Below are 20,733 nucleotides of genomic sequence, written 5' to 3'. Positions count from 1 at the left end.
ACGGATCAACCGGATGCAGGTCACATCCCCGCCGCTGGCACCGTGCGCGACATCGATCGCGGTGACCGTGCCGGCAGCTCCCAGCCGTTCGGCGAGGGCGGGCGAGGCGCCGCTCCGGGCGGCCGTGGTCGCCTCCCTCGCCAACGCCGCCCCGCTGAACAGCGCCTCCAGACAACCGACGTTGCCGCACGAACAGACCGGGCCGTGCGCGTCGACCTGGATGTGGCCGATGTCGCCAGCGCAGCCGTCGGTGCCGCGGTAGACCTCGCCGGAGAGGTAGATGCCGCACCCGATGCCGGTGCCGATCTTCACGAAGAGGAAGTCGTCGACCGAACGGGCCACGCCGCCGTGCCGTTCACCGATCGCCATGATGTTGACGTCGTTGTCCACCACCGCCGGGCAGCCGTGGTCCCGGGTCAGGACCTCACGGACCGGAAAGCGGTCCCAGCCGGGCATGATCGGCGGCGAGACCGGCACCCCGTCCCGGAAGCTCACCGGCCCCGGAACACCGATCCCGATCGCGTGTAGCCGCTCGTACGCCCCGTCCGCCCGCGCCTTGGCCAGCAGTTCGTTGACCCGGTGCAGGACCGCCTTCGGTCCGGACCGGATGTCGGCTTCCTCGGCGTACGCCACCACCGGCTCCAGCCGACCGTTCACCACCTCCACGTCGATCGAACTCGCACCCAGATCCACGGCGGCGAACCGCAGATGAGGGCTGATCTCCACCAACGTGGACCGGCGACCGCCCCGGGAGGCGGCGGGTCCCGCCTCGGCGACGTATCCGAGGCTGACCAGCCGCTCCAGCTCGGCGAGCAGGCGCGGCCGGGGCATCTGCAGCCGGTCGGCGAGCTCGGCCCGGGAGAGGGCCCCCTCGTCCCGCAGCAGCCGCAGCAGCCGGAGGTGGAGGGCTTCCGCAGCGCGCACTGAGGGCACCTCCGTCAGGCATGGGTGAACGGATCGCGACGCGGGCGCGTCGTGCCCGACACAGTAGGAGCCTTCCGAAGCGACTGTCCAGAGATTCAGCCAAGTTGGCGCCAACTTTTGTCTCAACAGACGAAAGGTGGCGAGCGATCAAGAAAACCCCGCTGGTTGACCCGGGATGCCGCGAAACGGGTAACGGCACGGTTCCGGGTCGGGCGGGTCAGGGGTCCCGGCGGCGTCTGCGGAGCGTGCGGTCGTCCCGGAGCGAGACGTACGGCTCTCGCGCCGCCGACCCGCCCAGTTGGATGGTCCGCTCCCGTTCCAGCTCCGCGCTCAGCTCCGCCCCGAGCAGGATCGCCACGTTCGACAACCAGAGCCAGACGAGGAAGACGATCACCGCCGCCAACGACCCGTACGTCTTGTTGTACGAGCCGAAGTTCGCCACATAGAACGCGAAACCCGCGGAAACGATCGCCCACGCCAGCACCGCGAAGAGCCCACCTGGGCTGACCCACCGGAAGCGCTGCCGGGCGTTCGGGGTCGCCCAGTAGAGCACCGCGAAGATCAGGCTGACCAGCACCACCAGGGCCGGCCACTTCGCGATGTCCCAGGCGGCCACCCCGGCCTCGCCGACCCCCAGCCGGCGACCCACCTGCTGGGAGAGCTTCCCGCTGAACACCAGCAGCACCAGGCTGACCAGCACCATCAGCCCGACCAGCGCGGTGATGCCGAGACGGAACGCCAGGGTCGTGGCGAGCGGACGCCCCTCCGGTACGTCGTAGATCACGTTCGCCGCCCGCATGAAGGCACCGACGTACCCCGAGGCGGTCCAGTACGCCCCGAGCAGGCCGAGGATCGCGACGAGGCTGGCCGTACCGGCGCTGCCCTGGACCTGGGAGACGCCGGTCAGCAGAATGTCCCGCGCCGACTGGGCGGGGACGACGTCCCGGATGACGTTCTGTACCCCACGGACCGCCGCGTCACCGACCAGGCCCAGCACCGAGACCAACACCAGCAGGGCCGGAAAGAGCGCCAGCACACCGTAGTAGGTCAGGGCCGCCGCCCAGTCGGTGATGTTGTCCGCCTGCGCCTCCCGCAGGGTCCGTCGCAACACGGACCGCCAGGCGACTCGGGAGAGCCGGTCCTGACGCCTGGCCCGTCGCTCCTCGGCCACCCCGCCCCCTTGGTCCGCGCCGTCCGGACGACCGGGATCACCCCGGCCCGTCAGCTACTGACGGTAGCCGGATGGCGAGATCGTCGAGGCCCAACCGGGTGTACTGCCCGGCTACTTGCAGAGCAGCCGCCCCATTCGCCGGCCGGCGACGACCAGACCGAACGCCAGCACCGCGACGAGGTAGAGCACGTCGACGAGTTGGCTGACGCCGGCCCCGGCGACGGTGATCCCACGGATCAGGTCCACCGCGCGGTAGAGCGGACTGGCCTCGACCACCCACCGCAGCACCGACGGGTAGGCCTCGGCGGGCACGAAGGTGCCGGAGAAGAGGAAGAGCGTGAACTGGACCGATCCGAGGAGGTCGAAGTCCTGCCAGCTCCGCATGAAGGTGGAGATCGTCATCCCCAGCCCGCCGAACGCGAAGCCGACGAGCACGGCCGCCGGCAGCGCGAGCAGCGCCCGCGACGGCGAGGTCAGATCCATCGCCACCATCACCGCGAGGAAGACCGCGGAGTAGAGCGTGCCGCGCAGCATCGCCCAGCCCAGCTCGCCCAGGGCGATCTCGAACGGCTGTACGGGGGTGGCCAGGATCCCGTCGTACAGCTTCATGTACTTCATCTTGCCGAAGAAGTTGAATGTCGTTTCGGCCAGCGCCCCGCTCATCGCCGAGGCGGCGAGCATCGCCGGCGCCACGAACGCCGCGTACGACACCACCCGGCCGCCCGGCAGGCTCAGGTCGCCGACCAGCGCCCCCACCCCGACCCCGATGGAGAGCAGGTAGAGCATCGGCTCGAAGAGGCCCGAAACCAGCACGATCCAGTACGCGGACCTGAGGGCGGCGACGTTCCGCTCGGCCACCGAGACCGAGCGGCGGACGGGCCCCCGAAGGCCGACCAGCCGGGGCAGGACGAAGCTGACCACGGATCTCCTTACGACACGTCACACGGATACGGAGGCCGGCGGGCGGGGTCAGACCACCAGACGCCGGCGAAAGCAGGCCCGGGCCAGCAGCCAGCCGCCCGCCGCCCAGGCGCCGAGGTAGAGCAGGTGGCCCGGCACCGACCAGTCCGGCGCGACACCGAGGGTGGCGGCCCGGCACAGGTCGACGCCGTGCCAGAGCGGCGACGCGTACGCCAGCCAGCGCAGCGCGGTCGGCAGCGACTCGACCGGAAAGAAGACCCCGGCGAAGAGCGACATCGGAATGACCGCGAACCGGAACAGCAGCGACAGGTAGCTGTCACTGCGCACCGAGGCACTGTACGCGAAGACCGGGGTCGCGACCGCGAGCCCGATCAGCAGCACCAGCAGCGGCGTGGTCAGCGCCCACGGCGAGTGCAGCGCGCCGAACAGCGCCGCCACCAGCAGGAAGGCGAGGCTGCTGGTGAGCACCCGGAACAGCACGAAGGCGACGTGCCCGCCGAGGATGTCGCCGGCCCGGAGCGGACTCGCCGCCTGCGCGAAGTAGACCTTGATCCACTCGAAGCTTCCCAGCACCGGCCAGGTCGACTCGCCGACCGCGACCTGGAGGGCCGTCGAGGCGATCAGCCCGGGAACGATGAAGTCCAGATAGGAGACACCGCCCACTCCGGACTCGACGTACGCCCCGACACCGATCCCGAACCCGACCATGGTGAGCAGGGGCAGCAGGAACGACGAGAACACCCCGGCCCGCCAGGTACGCCGGTAGGCGACGAGCTGGTACTCGAGAACCGCGAGCGCCGGGACGCGCCCGACCAGCCCGGCGCGGGGCGCCACCCCGGAATCGGCCTTCTCCAGCACGCTCATCTCAGTCCACCAACGTCCGGCCGGTCAGGTGCAGGAAGACGTCCTCCAGGCTGCTGCGCCGGACCAGCACACTGGCCGGGGCCAGCGCCCGGGCATGGACCTCGGCCACCGCCGCGTCGCCGTCGGCCACGTAGAGCAGGATCCGGTCGGGCAGCACCTCGGTCCGCTCCCCGATGCCGGCCAGCTTGCCGGCGAAGGTCTCCTGCCCCTCCGCGCCGAACCGCAGCTCGACCACCTCGCGGGTGGAGTAGCGCTCGATCAGCTCGCGCGGGGAGCCCTCGGCGACGATCCGGCCGCCGTCCATCACCACCAGCCGGTCGCAGAGCTGCTCCGCCTCGTCCATGTAGTGGGTGGTCAGCACCAGCGTGACGCCCTGTTGCTTCAGCCGGAAGAGCCGTTCCCACACCAGGTGCCGGGCCTGCGGGTCCAACCCCGTGGTCGGCTCGTCGAGGAGCACGATGTCCGGCTCGTTGACCAGCGCCCGCGCGATCGTCAGCCGGCGTTTCATGCCGCCGGAGAGCGGCTCCACCTTGCTGTTGGCCCGCTCCGCGAGCTGCACGAACTCCAGCAGCTCGGTGGCGCGCTCCCGGGCTGTCCGGCGCGGGATGCCGAAGTACCGCGCGTACGTGGTCAGGTTCTCCCGGACGGTCAGCTCGGGGTCGAGGTTGTCCAGCTGGGGGCAGACGCCGAGCCGGGCCCGGATCGCCGGCCCGTCCCGCCGGGGATCCATTCCCAGGATCTGCAGCTCACCCCCGCTCGGTGGGGAGACGCAGCCGATCATCCGCATGGTCGAACTCTTGCCGGCGCCGTTGGGGCCGAGAAATCCAAAGGCCTCCCCGGCCCGCACCTCGACGTCGATCCCGTCGACCGCCACGAAGTCCCCGAACCGTTTCACCAGCCCGCGGGCCCTGATCAACACCCCGTCCTTCGACACGGAACCGACCCTAGCCGGCGCCTCCGACACCTCCCATCGAGTTTCCCGGCAGGTCACACCCGTCCCCACGCCCGCGACGCGCCGGACCCGCCCGGCTGTCGGAGGGTCGGCGTGCCGTCGGGCCGAGGTCAGAGGTCAGGGTCGGTACCGGCCTGGGCCGCCGCGACGAGCTGGTCGGTCTCCGCGATCACCGCGTCGTCGTCGCTGGGCGTACCCGGATCGTAGCGGACGGTCCAGGTCAGGCCGTCGATCCCGGGAACTCGCCGGGCCACCACCCGGACGCCACCGCCCGGCAGCCGCCGATGCGCGGTGTACGCCACCGACCGGGTGACCCGGACCCGCACCTGGTGCGGCACGTTACCCGGATCGAGCAGCAGGTACGTCCGCGACGCCCCGTCGGCCAGCACCCGATAGCCGGCCCGCTCCTCGACCAGCTGCGCCGGGACGACCGTCAGCTCCCGCCCGGACCAGACCGCCTTGTGGATCTCGTGCCAGCCGAGCCGGCCATCCACCCCGGGGAGCCAGCCGACCTGTCCCTCCAGGTCCGGCAGCCACAGGCCACGGGTGGTGACCACCACCGCCCACTCGCCGCCGTCGCCCACCCGCGCCCAGTCGAGCACCCGCTCGTCGCGCTCCAGAGCGGGCCGGAGGGAGGCCGGCAACCGCCGGGTCCGGGAGAAGAGGCCGAACGGCGACATCGGCTACAGACCCCCCATCGCCTGCTCACGCAGGGCCCGCGCGTGCTGCTCCAACGAGAGCAGCTCACCGAAGAGCGTGAAGTACTCGTCCTTGTTCGCCGCCGGGTTGATCCGCTGCACCTTCGACTTCAGGTCCCGGATCCGGGCGGTGACCGCCCCCCACTCCAGCCGGGCCAGCGTGATCGAGACGTACCGGGGATCGGGCTCGGTGTCGATCCGCAGCGGCTCGACCGCCAGCTCGCTGACCAGCGCCGCCGCCGCCAGGTCGCCGCAGGCGTCCCGAACCGCCTCGATCCAGACCGCGCCACCGGCAGCGCCCGCCGCGCCCCCGGCCGCCGCCACCGCCGTACGCAGCACCCGGTGTACGGGGTGCTGGTACACCTCCGGCCCGAGCGCGTCGAACATGGGCCCGGCCAGCACCGGCACCTGGAGTGCCAGCTTCAGCGCCTCGCGTTCCACCACCACCTGCGGGTTGTCCACCGCCGGCTCAGGCCGGGCCGACGCCGAGCGGTCCGCCCGAACCGGCTCGCCCCGCAGCTCGGCCTCGGCGTTGCGGACCGCCCGCTGCACCGGCTCGATCTCCATGCCGAGGTCACCGGCGAGCTTGCGGACGTACTCGGGTCGCTTCTCCCGGTCCTTGAGCTTGGCCACCAGCGGCGCCGCCCGGCGCATCGCCTCGACCCGGCCGTCGACGGTGTCCAGGTCGTACCGGTTGAGTACCTGGCGCAGCGCGAAGTCGACCAGCGGCTCGCGGCGGGCGACGAGGTCCCGGACCGCCAGGTCCCCCTTGGCCAGCCGCAGCTCGCACGGGTCCATGTTGTCCGGGCTGACCGCGATGAAGGTCCGCCCGACGAAGCGCTGGTCCTCCTCGAAGGCGCGCAGCGCCGCCTTCTGCCCGGCGGCGTCGCCGTCGAAGGTGAAGATGATCTCACCGGCCACCGCGTCGGTGTCCATCAGCAGCCGGCGCAGGACCGCGATGTGGTCGGCGCCGAACGCGGTACCGCAGGTCGCCACGGCGGTCGGCACCCCGGCCAGGTGGCACGCCATGACGTCGGTGTACCCCTCGACGATCACCGCCCGCCCCTGCCGGGCGATCTCCCGCTTCGCCTGGAAGATGCCGTAGAGGACGTGCGACTTCTTGTAGATCGGCGTCTCCGGGGTGTTGAGGTACTTCGGGCCGTCGTCGTCGGCGAAGAGCTTGCGGGCACCGAACCCGATCACGTCGCCGGTCAGATCCCTGATCGGCCAGAGGAGCCGACGCCGGAACCGGTCGATCAGCGACCCGGAGCGGGCCGGCCGGGCCAGGCCGGCGGTGACCAGCTCCTGCGCGGTGAACCCCTTCTGCCGCAGGTGCTTCGTCAGCGCGTCCCAGGCATCGGGCGCGAAGCCGCAGCCGTACGTCTGCGCCGCCGCCTTGTCGAAGCCGCGCTGGGCGAGGAACTCGCGGGCCGGGCGGGCGGCGGCCGTACCGAGCTGGTCGGCGTAGAACTCGGCGGCGGCGGCGTGCGCGGCGACCAGCCGCTGCTTCTGCCCCTGCCGCGGCCGGACCGGCGCCGGCCCGGCCTCGACGTACCGAAGCTGGATGTTGGCCCGGTCGGCGAGCCGTTCCACGGCCTCGACGAAGGTCAGGTGCTCGGCGTCCATCAGAAACTTGATGGCGTCGCCACCCGCCCCACAACCGTGGCAGAAGTAGACGTTCCGGGCGGGAGACACCGTGAACGACGGGGTCTTCTCGTCGTGGAACGGGCAGAGGCCCTTCAGGTTGCCGCCGCCGGCGGACCGCAGCGTGACCGTCTCCGAGATGATGTCGGCGATCGAGGTGCGCTCCCGGACCAGCGCGATGTCCTCGTCCCGGATTCGCCCGGCCATGCACCCACCCCCTCCGGCGTACATCCTGCCCTGTCGGGGGGATCTCACCGGCGAAGGGGTGCCCCCGCGTGGCTACCGGCCCGCCTCGGCGGGCAGCAGGTGGCTCACCTCGGGCGCGCCCTCGATGTGGCGCAGCGCACGCAGCTCGGCAACCTGGTCGGCCTTGGTGAGCCGGCCGCCGTGCTGGCGCAGGTGCTCGTCCCAGGACGGCAGCTCGTAGACCTCGACGAAGCGGTCCGCCGTCTCACCCGAGCGGTAGAGCCCCCACCGTACCGCCCCGGTACGTTGCCGGGCGGACCGGACGTCCTCCATCGCCGTGACGAAGCCCTCCCGGTGCTCCTCGCGGACCGTGTAGGTGATGATCACCACCACCGGACCGACGCTCGGGTCCGGCTCGTACACCAGGTCGAGCTCCGGCCAGTGGGTCGCCGGGTCCCGCTCGACGGCCCGCAGGTCCGGCAGGGGCCAGATCCGGACCGTGAGGGCGCTGGCGACCATCAGCAACCCGGCCACGACGTGGGCGAGGAGCAGACTCGTCGCATCGGCGACCACGCCCCAGGCCAGCGCGCCGAGCGCCTGTCCGCCGGCGAAGACCACCTGGTAGACGGCGAGGCCGCGGGCGCGTACCCAGCCGGGGAGGAAGAGCTGCATCTCGGCGTTGAGGTTGGAGAGCACGGTCACCCAGGCCAGCCCGGCCGGCACCAGCGCGACCAGCACCACCTGCTCGATCGGGACGAACACCACGACCAGCAGGACCAGCCCGTACGCCAGCCCGGCCAGCAGCAGGAACTGGTTCGGGGAGAACCGCGAGCGGACCCGGGGCAGCACCAGGCCACCGATGACCGCGCCGACGCCGAGGGCGCCGAGCAGAATGCCGTACCCGCCGGAGCCGAGCCCGAGTTCCCGGTTGGCGACCAGCGGCAGCAGCGCCCAGAGGGCGCTGCCCGGGATCAGGAAGAGCAACGCGCGCAGCAGCAGCCGCTGCACGATGGGTGAGTGCCGGACATACCGGGCACCGGCGCGGAGCGCGGCGGTGAACCGCTCCGGCACCTCGACCGACCGGGCCCGGCCGGGCCGCCACCGGATCAGGGTCAGGGCGAAGAAGAGAAACGCCAGCGTGTTGATGGCGAAGACCAGTGGTACGCCGGTCCAGGCGATCAGCAGACCGGCCAGCGCCGGGCCGATGGAGCGGGCCGCGTTCACGCTGATCGAGCCGAGCCCGGAGGCGGACTGCAACAGGTTGCGGGGCACCAGGTCGGGGATGACCGCGGCCCAGGCGGGCAGGGTGAGCGCCTGCCCGACCCCGAAGGCGAAGGTGAGGGTCAGCAACAGCGCCGGCGGCATCCGGGCGGCGGCGGTGAGCAGGGTCAGCGCCAGCCCCACCCCGACGACGAAGAACTGGACGGCGATGAGCAGCCGCCGCCGGTCGAGCGTGTCGGCGAGCGCCCCGGCGGGGAGGGCGAGGAGCAGGATCGGCAGCATGCTCGCCGTCTGCACCAGGGAGACCAGGGTCGAGGCGTTCCGCTCGCTGATCAGCAGCCACTGCGCGCCGACGGTCTGCATCCAGGTGCCGATGTTGGCGACGAGCATCGCCACCCACAGGTTCCGGTACGCCGCCACCCGCAGCGGCGCGAGTGCCGAGGGTGGCGGCTCGGCGGAGGCCGGTCCCGCGCTGACCATCGCGCCCCGCTACCAGCGACCGTCGGCGCGGAGCACCTTCTGCCCGGAGACGTAGAGGTCGTCGGGGGTGAGCAGGAGCAGCCGGACGACCTCGGCAGCGACCTGCTCGGGCGCCGCGAAGACCGTGTCCAGGAACTCGGCACCCACCCGCTCCTGGAGTCGGGTGTGCATCGGCCCCGGACGAATCTCCATGACCTTGATGCTGTTGGTGCCCTGCGCCTCGGCGAGCGACTCGACCAGGCTGGTGCCGAAGCTCTTCGTCGCCCGGTACAGCGGGATTCCCGGTCGGGGGACCTCGGTGGCGAGCGCGCTGACGTAGACGACGTTGCCGTACCCCTGTTCGCGCATCCGGATCAGGACCTCGTGCAGCAGGATCGCGGTCCCGAGGACGTTGACCTCGACCGCCCGACGGATCATCTCCGGGGAGAGGTCCTCCAGGCGGCCCCCGGCCCACATCGCGGCGCAGTGCGCCAGGCCGTCGATCGGGCCGTACCGCTCGACGACCTCGGTCAGAGCGTCGTGGACCTGGTCGGCCCGGGAGATGTCGCAGACCAGGCCGTCGCAGCCGAGGTCGTTCCGGGCCCGGGACACCTCGTCCGGCACGTTGCCGAGGATCACCACCCGGTGGTCGGCCGCGAGGATCCGGGCCGCCTCCAGGCCGAGACCGCTGGTCCCGCCGTCCACCACGAAGGTCCTGGCGTTCATGGCCCACTCCAGCTTCCCGTCGACGACGCCGTCCTACCAAGGAGGGTTACACCTGGGGAGCGGACGTGCGGGCGTGATCGCCCAATCGGGGGCCGGTTCCGGTGCGGAGCCTGGGGACGAACACCGCCTGAACGGGACGCGCCCGGAACGAGGACGGCCGAACAGGCCGCGGCGGCACGACCCGGAGGAAACGCCCGGGACGGGCGGTCCAGCCCAGCCGACCCGTCCCCGGCCGGTCCGTCCGCCCACGCGCCGCGTGGTCCCGGGCACGAGCCGAACCCGTCCCGCGACGGCGTGCCGGCCGGCAACCCGACAGCGGAAGACGTGCGGTCGCCCGCGGGCTCAGCCAGCGGGATCAGCCGGCGGTGAGCCGCTGGTGCCAGGCGACCGCGGCCGGGTCGGTCAGCGAGGCGACCTGGTCGATCACCACCCGCAGCCGGGCGGCGTCGTCCGGCGCCACCTTCCACAGTGGAGCGAAGACCGGGTCGAGCGCCTCCGGAGCCCGGGCGGTCAGCGCCCCGACCAGCTCGGCCAGGATCTCCCGCTGGCGGGCGTACCAGCCCTCGGCGCCGGGGCGGCGCATGACGTACCGCAGCGCCATCCCCTTGAGCAGGGCGCACTCGGCGCGGATCCGGCGCGGCACCACCAGCTCGGCGGCGTACCGGCGCAGCGGGCCGGAACCGTACCGCTCCTCGGTGGCGGTCACCGCCGCCGCGACGAACCGCCCGGTGAGAGCGCTGGTGGTGCCCTTGAGCGCGGCCAGCGCCCGGTGGCTGCCGTCGTAGCCGTACAACGGCGCCAGCACCGGATCGTCGAGCAGCTCGGCCAGCACCCCGGAGAGGTAGTCGGCCGACTCGGCCGAGTAGCGTCCGGCCACGTCGGCGCAGAGCGCGGCCCGCTCGTCGGCGTCGGCCCGCAGTGGCGTCAGCCGCAGGTAGCCGCCGTGGATCCCGTCCTCGACGTCGTGCACCGAGTACGCCACGTCGTCCGCCCAGTCCATCACCTGCGCCTCCAGGCACCGGACGTCGCCGGCCGGGGCGCCCCGACGCAGCCACTCGAAGGTGTCCATGTCGTCCGGGTACACCCCGAACTTGCGCTCGCCCGGGCGGCGGGGCCAGGGGTACTTGCAGGTGGCGTCGAGCGCGGCCCGGGTCAGGTTGAGCCCGACGGAGGTGCCGTCCGGGGCGTACACCTTGGCCTCCAGCCGGGTCAGCACCCGCAGCGTCTGGGCGTTTCCCTCGAAACCTCCGCACGCCGCCGCCAGGGCGTCCAGCGCCGCCTCGCCGTTGTGCCCGAACGGCGGGTGTCCGAGATCGTGGGCGAGCCCGGCGACGTCGACGATGTCCGGGTCGCAGCCGAGCCGGCCCCCCATCTCCCGGGCGATCTGGGCAACCTCCAGGGAGTGGGTGAGCCGGGTCCGGAGAAAGTCGTCGGTCCCGGCGGTGTGTACCTGGGTCTTGGCGGCCAGCCGCCGGAACGCCGCCGAGTGCAGCACCCGGGCCCGGTCCCGCTGGTACGGGCTGCGCCCGTAGCCGACGTCCTTCGGCGGCTCGGGGGCCCGGCGTTCCGCGTCGGGCTGGCTGACCGCGCCGGCCGTCCTCACCAATTCCGCCGGTCAGCTCCGCGACGCCAGCACACAGAACTCGTTACCCTCCGGGTCGGCCAGCACGGTCCAGCTCTCGTCGGGGGACTGCCCGACGTCGACGTGCCGGGCCCCCATGTTGACCAGCCGTTCGACCTCGGCCTCCCGGTCGGTCGGGCGGAGGTCGATGTGCAGGCGGTTCTTCGTCTCCTTGGGCCCCGGGACCGGGACGAAGACCAGCCCGGGCAGCACGTCCGGCGCACGGCGGATCTCCACCTCGTTCGGCAGCTCGTTGACGATCTGGTAACCGAGCGCCTCAGCCCACCAGCGGGCGAGCCGGGCCGGGTCGGCGGCGTCGACCACCAGGTTCTCCCACACGCTGCCCATGCGCTCCACCTCCGTCACCTGCCAACAGAGTTCGCGTGCCGCTCAGGGTACGCCGGAGATCCGATCCGGGGGCGGCAATGGACCGGCCAGCACGTGTCCGCAATTGCGCGAGACGCCGAGCCCGCAACGGCCGAACAGCCGGGAGTTGCCAGACGATCGCCGATGGTCGCGGGACCCCGGTCGAACATGCCCCGGTGTAACGTGCCGGAGGCAAAAGGTCACCACCCCGCGACCACCGTCCGTCCGGCACCTCCGAAGCATCTCCGCACGTCCGTAGCCACCTCCACACGTCCCACCCGCGGCACAGACCGACGCCCGAAGGAGAGACCCCGTGAACACTGATGCCGCCCTGCTGGCCGAACTACACCGGCTGCGCCGCGCGGTGCCGGAGATGACCGGTGCCGTGCTGGCCGCCGTCGACGGTCTGCTGGTCGCCAGTGACCTGCCCACCGGCGACCCGCACCACGTCGCCGCGCTCTCCGCGGCCAGCCTCGGCATCGCCGGCCGGTTCGCCGGCCTCGCCGGGCACGGCCCGGTGCGCGAGTCGGTGGTCCGGGGCGCCGACGGGTACGTGGCGACCTACCCGGCCGGTGCCGAGGCCATCCTCACCGCGATCGCCGGCGCGGGGGCCGACCTGGCCAGGCTGCACGCCGAGGCCCGGTCGGCCGCCCAGCGGCTCGGCGCGCTCTGGGACGCCGCCCGGCAGCCGGACGTGGCCACCGCGATCCCCCCGACGACGGATCCGACGGCGCCGCTCACCACCCGTACGCCGATGGCCGCCCTGCCGACCGGGCTCTGGTCCGAGACGGACCGCTGGCGTTCCCCCGACCGGCGGTGATCCACCGACCGGCACCGGTCGCCGGCGACGCCGCGGTCCGGCCCGGCCGGCGTACCGGACCGCGGCGACACTCGTGCCCGGGCGACCGTGCGCCAGGGGTCCGGTCAGCGGCTGTCGGAGCCGGTCGAGGTGACCGCCGCCCGACCCGCCTCCAGCCGGGCCACCGGCACCCGGAACGGCGAGCAGGAGACGTAGTCCAGCCCGACCTCGTGGAAGAAGTGCACCGAGTCGGGGTCACCGCCGTGCTCGCCGCAGACCCCGAGCTTGAGCCCGGGCCGGGCGGCCCGCCCCTCGGCGGAGGCGATCCGGACCAGTCGGCCGACGCCCTCGGCGTCGATCGACTCGAACGGCGAGATACCGAAGATGCCCAACTCCAGGTAGCGCCAGAAGAACGCTCCCTCGACGTCGTCACGGGAGAAGCCCCAGCCCATCTGGGTCAGGTCGTTGGTGCCGAAGGAGAAGAACTCGGCCGCCTCGGCGATCTGCCCGGCGGTCAGTGCCGCCCGGGGCACCTCGATCATGGTGCCGATCAGCACCTCGACCGGCTGCTCCCGGGTCACCTCCTGGATGATCTTCTCGGCTTCGGCGCGGACCGTCTCCAGCTCCTGCACCGCACCGACCAGCGGCACCATGATCTCCGGCTTGGGGGTACCGCCGCCGCGGGCGCACTCCACGGCCGCCTCGACGATCGCCCGGACCTGCATGGCGAAGAGACCGGGGATGACCAGGCCTAGGCGGACGCCGCGCAGGCCCAGCATCGGGTTCTGTTCGTGCATCCGGCGTACCGCGCTGAGCAGTTGCTCGTCCCGGCCCGCGTCCTCACCGCGCTCGTGCGCCACCGCCACCTGCACCGCCAGCTCCTCCAGCGAGGGGAGGAACTCGTGCAGCGGCGGGTCGATCAACCGGACCGTGACCGGCTGCCCGTCCATCGCCCGGAAGATCTCGACGAAGTCGGCCCGCTGGAGCGGCAGCAGCTCGGCGAGGGCCGCCTCCCGTTCGGCCTCGGTGCTGGCCAGGATCAGCCGCTCGACCAGCTCACGCCGGTCCCCGAGGAACATGTGCTCCGTACGGCAGAGCCCGATCCCCTCCGCGCCGAACCGCCGGGCCCGGGCCGCGTCCTGGGCGGTGTCGGCGTTCGCCCGGACCCCCAGCCGCCGCCGGGCGTCGGCGTGCGACATGAGCCGGTGTACGGCCCGGACCAGCGGGTCGTCGGAGCGTTCCGGATCCAGCTCGCCCTCGAAGTAGCGCACCACCTCGGAGGGCTGGACCGGCACCTCGCCGAGGTAGATGTCGCCGGTGGTGCCGTCGATGGAGACCACGTCCCCCTCGCGCACCACCTGGCCGCCGACGGTGAACTGTCGCTGCCGGGTGTCGACGTCCAGCGCCTCGGCGCCGCAGACGCAGGTCTTGCCCATGCCCCGGGCCACCACCGCGGCGTGGCTGGTCTTGCCGCCGCGCGAGGTGAGGATGCCCCGGGCGGCGACCATGCCGGGCAGGTCGTCGGGGTGGGTCTCCCGGCGTACCAGGATGACCCGCTCCCCCTGCCCGGCCAGTTCCACCGCCCGCTGGCTGTCGAAGACCGCCCGGCCGACAGCGGCGCCGGGCGAGGCGGCGATGCCCCGGGCGACCGGCCGCAGGTCGCTGTCGTGCGTGAAGCGGGGAAACATGAGCTGGGCGAGCTGCGGGCCGGTGACCCGGGCCAGCGCCTCGTCGAGATCGATCAGGCCCTCGTCGACGAGCTGCGCGGCGATCACGAACGCGGCGGCGGCGGTCCGTTTTCCGACCCGGGTCTGCAACATCCAGAGCTTGCCGCGCTCGATGGTGAACTCGATGTCGCAGAGGTCCCGGTAGTGCTCCTCCAGCCGGGCCATGATGGCCAGCAGTTCGTCGTACGCCGGCCGGTTCAGCTCGGCGAGCTGTTGCAGCGGGACGGTGTTGCGGATTCCGGCGACCACGTCCTCGCCCTGGGCGTTGGCGAGGTAGTCCCCGTAGATGCCCTGCGCCCCGGTGGCGGGGTCGCGGGTGAAGGCGACGCCGGTGCCGGAGTCCGGGCCGAGGTTGCCGAAGACCATGCTGCAGACGTTGACGGCGGTGCCGAGGTCGGCGGGGATCCGCTCCTGGCGGCGGTAGACGACGGCCCGCTCGGAGTTCCAGGACTCGAAGACGGCGTTGATGGCGAGGTCGAGCTGCTCGGTGGGCTGCTGCGGGAACTCCCGGCCGGTGTGCGCGCGGAAGATCTCCTTGTACGTGCCGACCAGCGCGCGCAGGTCGTTCGCGTCGAGGTCGAGGTCGCTGGTGGTTCCCTTTGCCCGCTTGCACTCCTCGAGCGCCCGCTCGAACTCCTCACCCGGCACGTCACAGACCGTCTTGCCGAACATCTGGATGAGCCGGCGGTAGGAGTCCCAGGCGAACCGCTCGGCGTCCGCGGAGCCGGGCCGGTCGGCCGAGCCGGCGGCCTGTCGCGCGAGCCCATGCACGCTGGCGTCGGTGAGGCCGACGTTCAGCACGGTCTCCATCATCCCGGGCATCGAGAACTTGGCGCCGGAGCGGACCGAGACCAGCAGCGGGTCGTCCGGGTCGCCGAGCCGGCGGCCCATCGCCTCCTCGAGCGCCCGCAGGTGGTCGGCGATCTCCTCACTGAGCCCGGCCGGCCGGGATCCCGTGGCGAGGTACGCCCGGCAGGCCTCGGTGGTGATAGTGAAGCCGGGTGGTACGGGCAGCCCGAGATTGGTCATCTCGGCCAGGTTGGCGCCCTTGCCACCCAGTAGGTCCTTCAGGTCCTTGTTGCCCTCGAAGAAGTCGTACACGTACTTCTGTGTCGCAGTGTGCTGCGCTGCCACCGGAGCCTCCACGCGGGTCGTTCGACGCTGAACGATGAATCAGCCGCTCCCTACGTACCCCTCGGGCAGTCGTCCGTACCGGCCGGACCGGTCGCCCGTGACGGGTGAGACGAGGGGCCGCTGGTGGGCGAAGAGTAAGCGACTCCGGATCGACACGGGACCCATCGGTGACAATGCGCACAGATAGCCGTGCCGTACGTGTTCGTCGGGTTGTGTGGGAACGATCCCACGGACAGCATCGATCAGCCGGTGCTCAGCGCGCTGCCAACATCGAGCGCGCTGCCGACATCGACGGCACGGCCGACGGTGGACGCCGGATCGACGCCGGATCGGCCGGGGCGGCGCGCCGGCCGGGACGTCGGGGACGGGTGCGAGGTCGCGGTCGCGGCGAGGCCAGCGGCGATGACCGGCCGCCTCACCTCGGTCCCTATCCCGCTCTCGCCCCCGTCACCACCTCGTCCTCGTCTCGGCCCCGCCGCGACCTCCTCCTCGACTCGTCCCCGTCGCGACCTCGTCCCCGCCCTCGTCTCGTCCCCATTTCGTCCCCGTCCCGCCGGAGCCGACCAGCCGACGTGATCCCACGTCCCGTGCCACAGAGTGACCAGCCCTTGACACGACGCCAATTCGAACGTGCGTTTCATGAGATTTGCCCGGATCACTTGCGGCTACCCCCGGGAGAGACCTGCCGTGCGACCTGCCGCCTTCCCACCCCGGTCCGTCGAGGCCACCGTCCCCCAGACCCGCCTGCGCACCGTGCTGCCCGCGCCGCGACGGGTGGAACCGGCCGAGGGCGTCGAGTTCTTCCTCACCCCGGGCACCACCATCCGGACCACGCCGGTCCCCGAGGCCGTCGCGGTCGGCCGCTATCTGGCGGAGCTCCTGCGCCGCCCCACCGGCTACCCGCTGCCGGTCGTGCCCGTCGGTCGTTCCGACGCGCCGGGCGGGATCTCGCTGCTGCTCACCGACGACGGGGCTAGGCCCGCCTCCGGTCCGGGCACCGCCGGCGAAGGCTACCTGCTGGAGGCGACCGCGACCGGGGTGGTGATCCGGGCCCGGACCGCGGCCGGGCTCTTCTACGGCGTACAGACCCTGCGCCAGCTTCTACCCGCCAAGATCGAGTCCAACCGTCGGCAGACCGGCCCGTGGACCGTGCCCGGCGGGCGGATCGAGGACGCCCCTCGCTTCGCCTACCGGGGCGCGATGCTCGACGTCGCCCGGCACTTCTTCGCCGTCCCGCACGTGCTGCGCTTCATCGATCACCTCGCCCGATACAAGCTCAACCACCTCCACCTGCACCTCACCGACGACCAGGGCTGGCGGATCGCGGTGGACTCGTGGCCCCGGCTCGCCACGGTCGGCGGCGCGACCGAGGTCGGCGGCGGTCCGGGCGGCTACTACACCAAGGAGCAGTACGCCGAGATCGTCGCCTACGCCGCCGCCCGACACATCACGGTGGTGCCCGAGATCGACCTTCCGGGTCACACCAACGCGGCGCTGACCGCGTACGGCGAACTGGCTCCGGGCGGCACGCCGCCGCCCGAGTACACCGGCACCGACGTGGGGTTCAGCGCGGTCGACGTGACCAGCGAGCAAACGTACCGGTTCGTCGACGACGTGCTCGGCGAGGTGGCCGCGCTCACCCCGGGGCCGTACCTGCACATCGGCGGGGACGAGGCGTTCACCCTGGCGGCTCCCGACTACGCCGCGTTCATGAACCGGATCCAGCCGATCGTCACCCGGCACGGCAAGACCGTGCTCGGCTGGCACCAGCTCGCGGTCGCCGAGCACAGCCCGGGACGGGTGCTCCAGTACTGGGGCACCGCCACCGAGGACCCGGTGGTGGCCGACGCCGTCGCGCGGGGCGCCAAGCTGCTGCTCTCCCCCGGCAACCGCACCTACCTCGACATGAAGTACGCCGAGACCACCCCGCTGGGCAAGGACTGGGCCGGACTCATCGAGGTCCGCGACGCGTACGACTGGGATCCCGGCGCCTACCTCGCCGGCGTCCCCGCCGAGGCGGTGCTCGGCGTGGAGGCACCGCTGTGGACGGAGACCGTGGTCTCGGTCAGCGACGTCGAGTTCATGACCTTCCCCCGGCTCCCCGCCATCGCCGAACTCGGCTGGTCGCCGGCGGAGGCGCACGACTGGGCGGACTTCCGGCACCGGCTGGCGCAGCAGGGTGACCGGTGGAGCGCCGCCGGGATCACCTTCCACCGTTCGCCCGAGGTGCCGTGGTCGGGCACCCCGACCGTACCCGGGCCACGGTCGGCCGCACCGACCCGGGTCGCGAGACCGGCGGACGCCACGGCCGCCGGGACGGAGACGGAGGCACCTACCCGAGTCGTGCGACCGGCGGACGTCGCGGCCGCCGCCGGGGCCGAGGCCGGGGCACCGATCCGAGTCGTGCGACCGGCCGGCGACGCCGGTGCCGACGGGGCGGAGACGCCGCCCACGGGCGGTACCCCGACGCCCATCGTCTGACGTGTCGCGCCGGCGCCGTACCCGCCCGCTTCGCCCTTTGCGGCGGACGGCGTGCACGACGAGGGGACGGCACCTGTCCCGGTCAGGGTTTGTCCACCGGCGCGGAGCCACCGCTCAACGGTGAGCGGGCGCCCGGTGGCGTACGCGGCATCCGCGCCGGGCGACCCGCCTCGGCCGCGGGCTCCGGGCGGCCGAGGCGCGCAGTGTCGGACGGCCATCGCGCGCGGAAATGTCGCCCGGGTGGCGGACATGTACGCGGTGTGCGGGTGTTCGACCCGCCGCCCATCGTCCGAAGGAGCCGCCTTGGCACGTGCCGCACCCCACCCACCCGACGACGCCGCGAAATTCGAGGCGATGTACCGCGCCTGCTACCCGGACCTGCTCCGGTTTGCGCTACGTCGCACGGACCGGCCCGAGTCCGCCGCCGACGTGGTGGCGGAGACGTTCCTCATCGCCTGGCGCCGCCTTGCCGACATCCCGACCGACCAGGCGCGGCTCTGGCTCTTCGGCGTCGCGCGCAACGTACTCGCGAACCACCACCGGGCGGACCAACGCCGGCACGACCTGGCCATCAGGTTACGGGAGGAGCTCCGGCACACCGAGGTCGTCCAGCCCGAGGTCCCGGACGACATCCGCACGGCGTTTCACACCCTGCCCGAGGCGGATCAGGAACTGCTCCGGCTGGTGGCCTGGGAAGGGCTGACCGGTGAGGAACTGGCCGTCGTCCTGGGCTGCTCGGTGAACGCCGCCCGGATCCGCCTCCACCGCGCCCGGCGCCGATTCGCCGCCGCGCTTCGCGATCCCGCTCTCGCCCGATAGCTCGAGGACATCACCATGACCGATCTCAACGACCAGCCGGACCACCTGGTCCGACTGATGCTTCCCCAACACCGGCTTCTCGGAACGGCGGCGCAACCGGACGGGCCCGCCGCGGACGACCTGCTGCACGCCATCCTGCGGGCTCCCGACCCGGACCGCGCACCCGCCGGGATCCGCCGACGCCCCTGGTACCGGTTCTCCCGTCGCCGCCTGTTCATCGCGGTGCCGACGGCAACCGCCCTGGCCGCCGCGATCTTCGTGGTCAGCGCGGTGCTGCCGTCCACCGGTGGCGAGGGTCCACTCGGCCCCGCCCCGGCCCAGGCACAGGCACTCGAGATCACCGAGCAAGACGGTCACCTCGTCATCAAGATCCTGGACCCGGTCGCCGACCCGCCCCGGTACCAGGCCGAACTCAGGAAGCACGGCCTCAACATCGAGCTGTTCGTCAAGCCGGTCCGCCCCGAGCTGGTCGGACGGGTCATCTTCGTCGAGGAGAGTGCGAAGACCGACCCGGAGCTCGAGGTGATCGAGGCACCCGGCAACTGTAAGCCCGACGGCGGCTGTGCGGTCGGCATCCGCGTGCCGCTGGGTTACCAGGCCGCCGCCCGGGTCGGGATCGGGCGGGCCCCGGCCCCCGGCGAGTCCCTGGAACCGGAGCCGACCCGACCCTCGCCCAGCAGGTCCCGATAGGGCTCCGTCGCCAGGACCGGTTCCCCGGCCTCCCGCCGATCCGGCCCGCTCTGGCCGGCCGTACCGACAGCTCTCGGGCGGCCGGCCGGGGCGGGCCGCGCGCCGCCCGAGGTGCTGCTACTCACGGTCCCTCGGGCGGTCTCAGCCCCCGGAGTCGGCCAGCTCGGCGCCGGCGGGCACCTCGACGCTGTCCCGGTCGGCGAGCCAGCCGTCCGGCAGGAAGACCTTGCCCGGGGAGTTCGTCCGGCCGCGCGGCTGCCCGAGCGTGTGCACCGGGAACGGCTCCGCCGGATCGAGCTTGCCGAGCAGGTCGTCCAGCTCGGCCAGGCCGCTCACCATGGCGAGAGCCCGGCGCAGCTCGCCGCCGACCGGGAAGCCCTTGAGATACCAGGCCACGTGCTTACGAAAGTCGACACAGCCGTCCCGCTCGGCGTGAGGGTTCCGGCCGGCGTCGGCGTACCACTCCACCAGCAGCTCGGCGTGCCGGCGCATGGTCGCCGCCACCTGACCGAGGTTCGGCAGCCGCCGCTCGGCCCGACCGGCGAACGCCGCCGTCAGGTCGGCGAAGAGCCACGGCCGGCCCAGGCAGCCCCGACCGACGACCACCCCGTCCACCCCGGTGTGCGCGACCATCCGCAGCGCGTCGTCGGCCTCCCAGATGTCGCCGTTGCCCAGCACCGGTACGTCCAGCGCCTGCTTGAGCGCGGCGATGGCGTCCCAGTCGGCGGTGCCCGAGTAACGCTGCGCGGCCGTACGACCGTGCAGCGCGACCGCCGCCACCCCGGCATCCTGGGCGGCGAGCCCCGCCTCGACGTACGTCAGGTGATCGTCGTCGATACCCTTCCGCATCTTGACCGTCACCGGAACCCCGGCGGGCGCCGCCGCCTGCACGGCGGCCCGGACGATCCGGGCGAAGAGCCGACGCCGCCACGGCAGTGCCGCCCCGCCCCCCTTGCGGGTGACCTTCGGCACCGGGCAGCCGAAGTTGAGGTCGACGTGGTCGGCAAGGTCCTCCTCGACCGCCATCCGTACCGCCGCGGCGGTGACCTCCGGGTCGGTGCCGTAGAGCTGGAGGCTCCGGGGCCGCTCGTCGCCGCCGAACGCCACCATGCGCAGCGTCTTCGGATTCCGCTCGACCAGCGCCCGGGTCGTCACCATCTCGCAGACGTAGAGCCCGCCGCCCTGTTCCCGGCAAAGTCGCCGAAACGCGACATTGGTGATCCCGGCCATCGGCGCCAGCACCACCGGTGGCCACACCCGATGCCGCCCGAGGACCAGCGGCGGTAGCTCCCCACCCACGCGCTGAAGTGTAAGGAAGGGCCCCTTGTTA

The 20,733-nt window shown here is 72.5% G+C and carries 17 protein-coding genes; 4 read left to right on the top strand and 13 right to left on the bottom strand.

The features are described 5' to 3' along the window. The 11 genes from EF879_RS24370 to EF879_RS24320 all read right to left on the bottom strand — a co-directional run. A partial coding sequence (locus EF879_RS24370) for an ROK family protein (protein WP_148086545.1) occupies positions 1–924 on the bottom strand: 924 nt, incomplete at its 3' end. Between the two features lie 217 nt (positions 925–1,141). After that, the gene (locus EF879_RS24365; protein ID WP_233604720.1) at positions 1,142–2,095 is read right to left on the bottom strand and encodes a YihY/virulence factor BrkB family protein; all 954 of its coding nucleotides are present in this window, start codon (positions 2,093–2,095) and stop codon (positions 1,142–1,144) included. Between the two features lie 111 nt (positions 2,096–2,206). After that, a complete protein-coding gene (locus EF879_RS24360) occupies positions 2,207–3,016 on the bottom strand; it encodes an ABC transporter permease (RefSeq protein WP_123562517.1) in 810 nt (269 codons plus the stop codon). Positions 3,017–3,064: 48 nt separating this feature from the next. Next, complete coding sequence (locus EF879_RS24355; protein WP_123562514.1) at positions 3,065–3,880, bottom strand: ABC transporter permease; 816 nt, start codon at positions 3,878–3,880, stop codon at positions 3,065–3,067. Position 3,881: 1 nt separating this feature from the next. Continuing rightward, positions 3,882–4,814 carry an ABC transporter ATP-binding protein gene (locus EF879_RS24350; protein ID WP_123562512.1) on the bottom strand — a complete coding sequence of 311 codons (933 nt, stop codon included), beginning with the start codon at positions 4,812–4,814 and terminating at the stop codon, positions 3,882–3,884. Between the two features lie 128 nt (positions 4,815–4,942). Next, positions 4,943–5,512, bottom strand: a complete 570-nt coding sequence (locus tag EF879_RS24345) for a hypothetical protein (protein ID WP_123562510.1) — start codon at positions 5,510–5,512, stop codon at positions 4,943–4,945. Positions 5,513–5,515: 3 nt separating this feature from the next. Further along, complete coding sequence (gene dnaG / locus EF879_RS24340) at positions 5,516–7,405, bottom strand: DNA primase (protein ID WP_123562508.1); 1,890 nt, start codon at positions 7,403–7,405, stop codon at positions 5,516–5,518. A 48-nt stretch (positions 7,406–7,453) separates the two neighbouring features. Continuing rightward, positions 7,454–9,061: an MFS transporter gene (locus EF879_RS24335; protein WP_123562506.1), complete on the bottom strand. Its 1,608-nt coding sequence runs from the start codon at positions 9,059–9,061 to the stop codon at positions 7,454–7,456. A 9-nt stretch (positions 9,062–9,070) separates the two neighbouring features. Continuing rightward, on the bottom strand, positions 9,071–9,766 hold the full coding sequence (locus tag EF879_RS24330) for an SDR family oxidoreductase (protein ID WP_123562504.1): 696 nt from the start codon (positions 9,764–9,766) through the stop codon (positions 9,071–9,073). Positions 9,767–10,121: 355 nt separating this feature from the next. Continuing rightward, positions 10,122–11,369 (bottom strand): deoxyguanosinetriphosphate triphosphohydrolase, encoded by a 1,248-nt coding sequence (locus EF879_RS24325; RefSeq protein WP_123562502.1) that lies wholly within the window; start codon positions 11,367–11,369, stop codon positions 10,122–10,124. A 12-nt stretch (positions 11,370–11,381) separates the two neighbouring features. Continuing rightward, entirely contained in the window at positions 11,382–11,735 is a 354-nt protein-coding gene (locus tag EF879_RS24320; RefSeq protein WP_123562554.1) for a VOC family protein, read from the bottom strand. A gap of 331 nt (positions 11,736–12,066) precedes the next feature. Here EF879_RS24320 and EF879_RS24315 point away from each other — a divergent pair, with 331 nt between their 5' ends. Further along, the gene (locus EF879_RS24315; RefSeq protein WP_233604719.1) at positions 12,067–12,573 is read left to right on the top strand and encodes a roadblock/LC7 domain-containing protein; all 507 of its coding nucleotides are present in this window, start codon (positions 12,067–12,069) and stop codon (positions 12,571–12,573) included. Between the two features lie 104 nt (positions 12,574–12,677). Here EF879_RS24315 and ppdK read toward each other — a convergent pair whose 3' ends face one another. Next, on the bottom strand, positions 12,678–15,413 hold the full coding sequence (ppdK, locus tag EF879_RS24310; protein ID WP_123562549.1) for a pyruvate, phosphate dikinase: 2,736 nt from the start codon (positions 15,411–15,413) through the stop codon (positions 12,678–12,680). Positions 15,414–16,100: 687 nt separating this feature from the next. Between ppdK and EF879_RS24305 the strand changes: the two genes are divergently transcribed. The 3 genes from EF879_RS24305 to EF879_RS24295 all read left to right on the top strand — a co-directional run bounded on the left by EF879_RS24305 (position 16,101) and on the right by EF879_RS24295 (position 19,403). Next, positions 16,101–17,894 carry a beta-N-acetylhexosaminidase gene (locus EF879_RS24305; RefSeq protein WP_233604718.1) on the top strand — a complete coding sequence of 598 codons (1,794 nt, stop codon included), beginning with the start codon at positions 16,101–16,103 and terminating at the stop codon, positions 17,892–17,894. Positions 17,895–18,197: 303 nt separating this feature from the next. Further along, positions 18,198–18,713: an RNA polymerase sigma factor gene (locus EF879_RS24300; protein ID WP_233604717.1), complete on the top strand. Its 516-nt coding sequence runs from the start codon at positions 18,198–18,200 to the stop codon at positions 18,711–18,713. A gap of 15 nt (positions 18,714–18,728) precedes the next feature. Next, positions 18,729–19,403 carry a hypothetical protein gene (locus EF879_RS24295; protein WP_123562498.1) on the top strand — a complete coding sequence of 225 codons (675 nt, stop codon included), beginning with the start codon at positions 18,729–18,731 and terminating at the stop codon, positions 19,401–19,403. Between the two features lie 141 nt (positions 19,404–19,544). On the opposite strand, the gene dusB is transcribed toward EF879_RS24295, so the two are convergent. Then, on the bottom strand, positions 19,545–20,702 hold the full coding sequence (dusB, locus tag EF879_RS24290; RefSeq protein WP_305036056.1) for a tRNA dihydrouridine synthase DusB: 1,158 nt from the start codon (positions 20,700–20,702) through the stop codon (positions 19,545–19,547). Between the last annotated feature and the right edge of the window lie 31 nt (positions 20,703–20,733).

Origin of the sequence: Micromonospora sp. HM5-17 (assembly GCF_003762835.1) — a bacterium.
In the GTDB taxonomy this organism is placed as follows: domain Bacteria; phylum Actinomycetota; class Actinomycetes; order Mycobacteriales; family Micromonosporaceae; genus Plantactinospora.
This window is presented reverse-complemented; position numbering and strand designations above follow the sequence as displayed.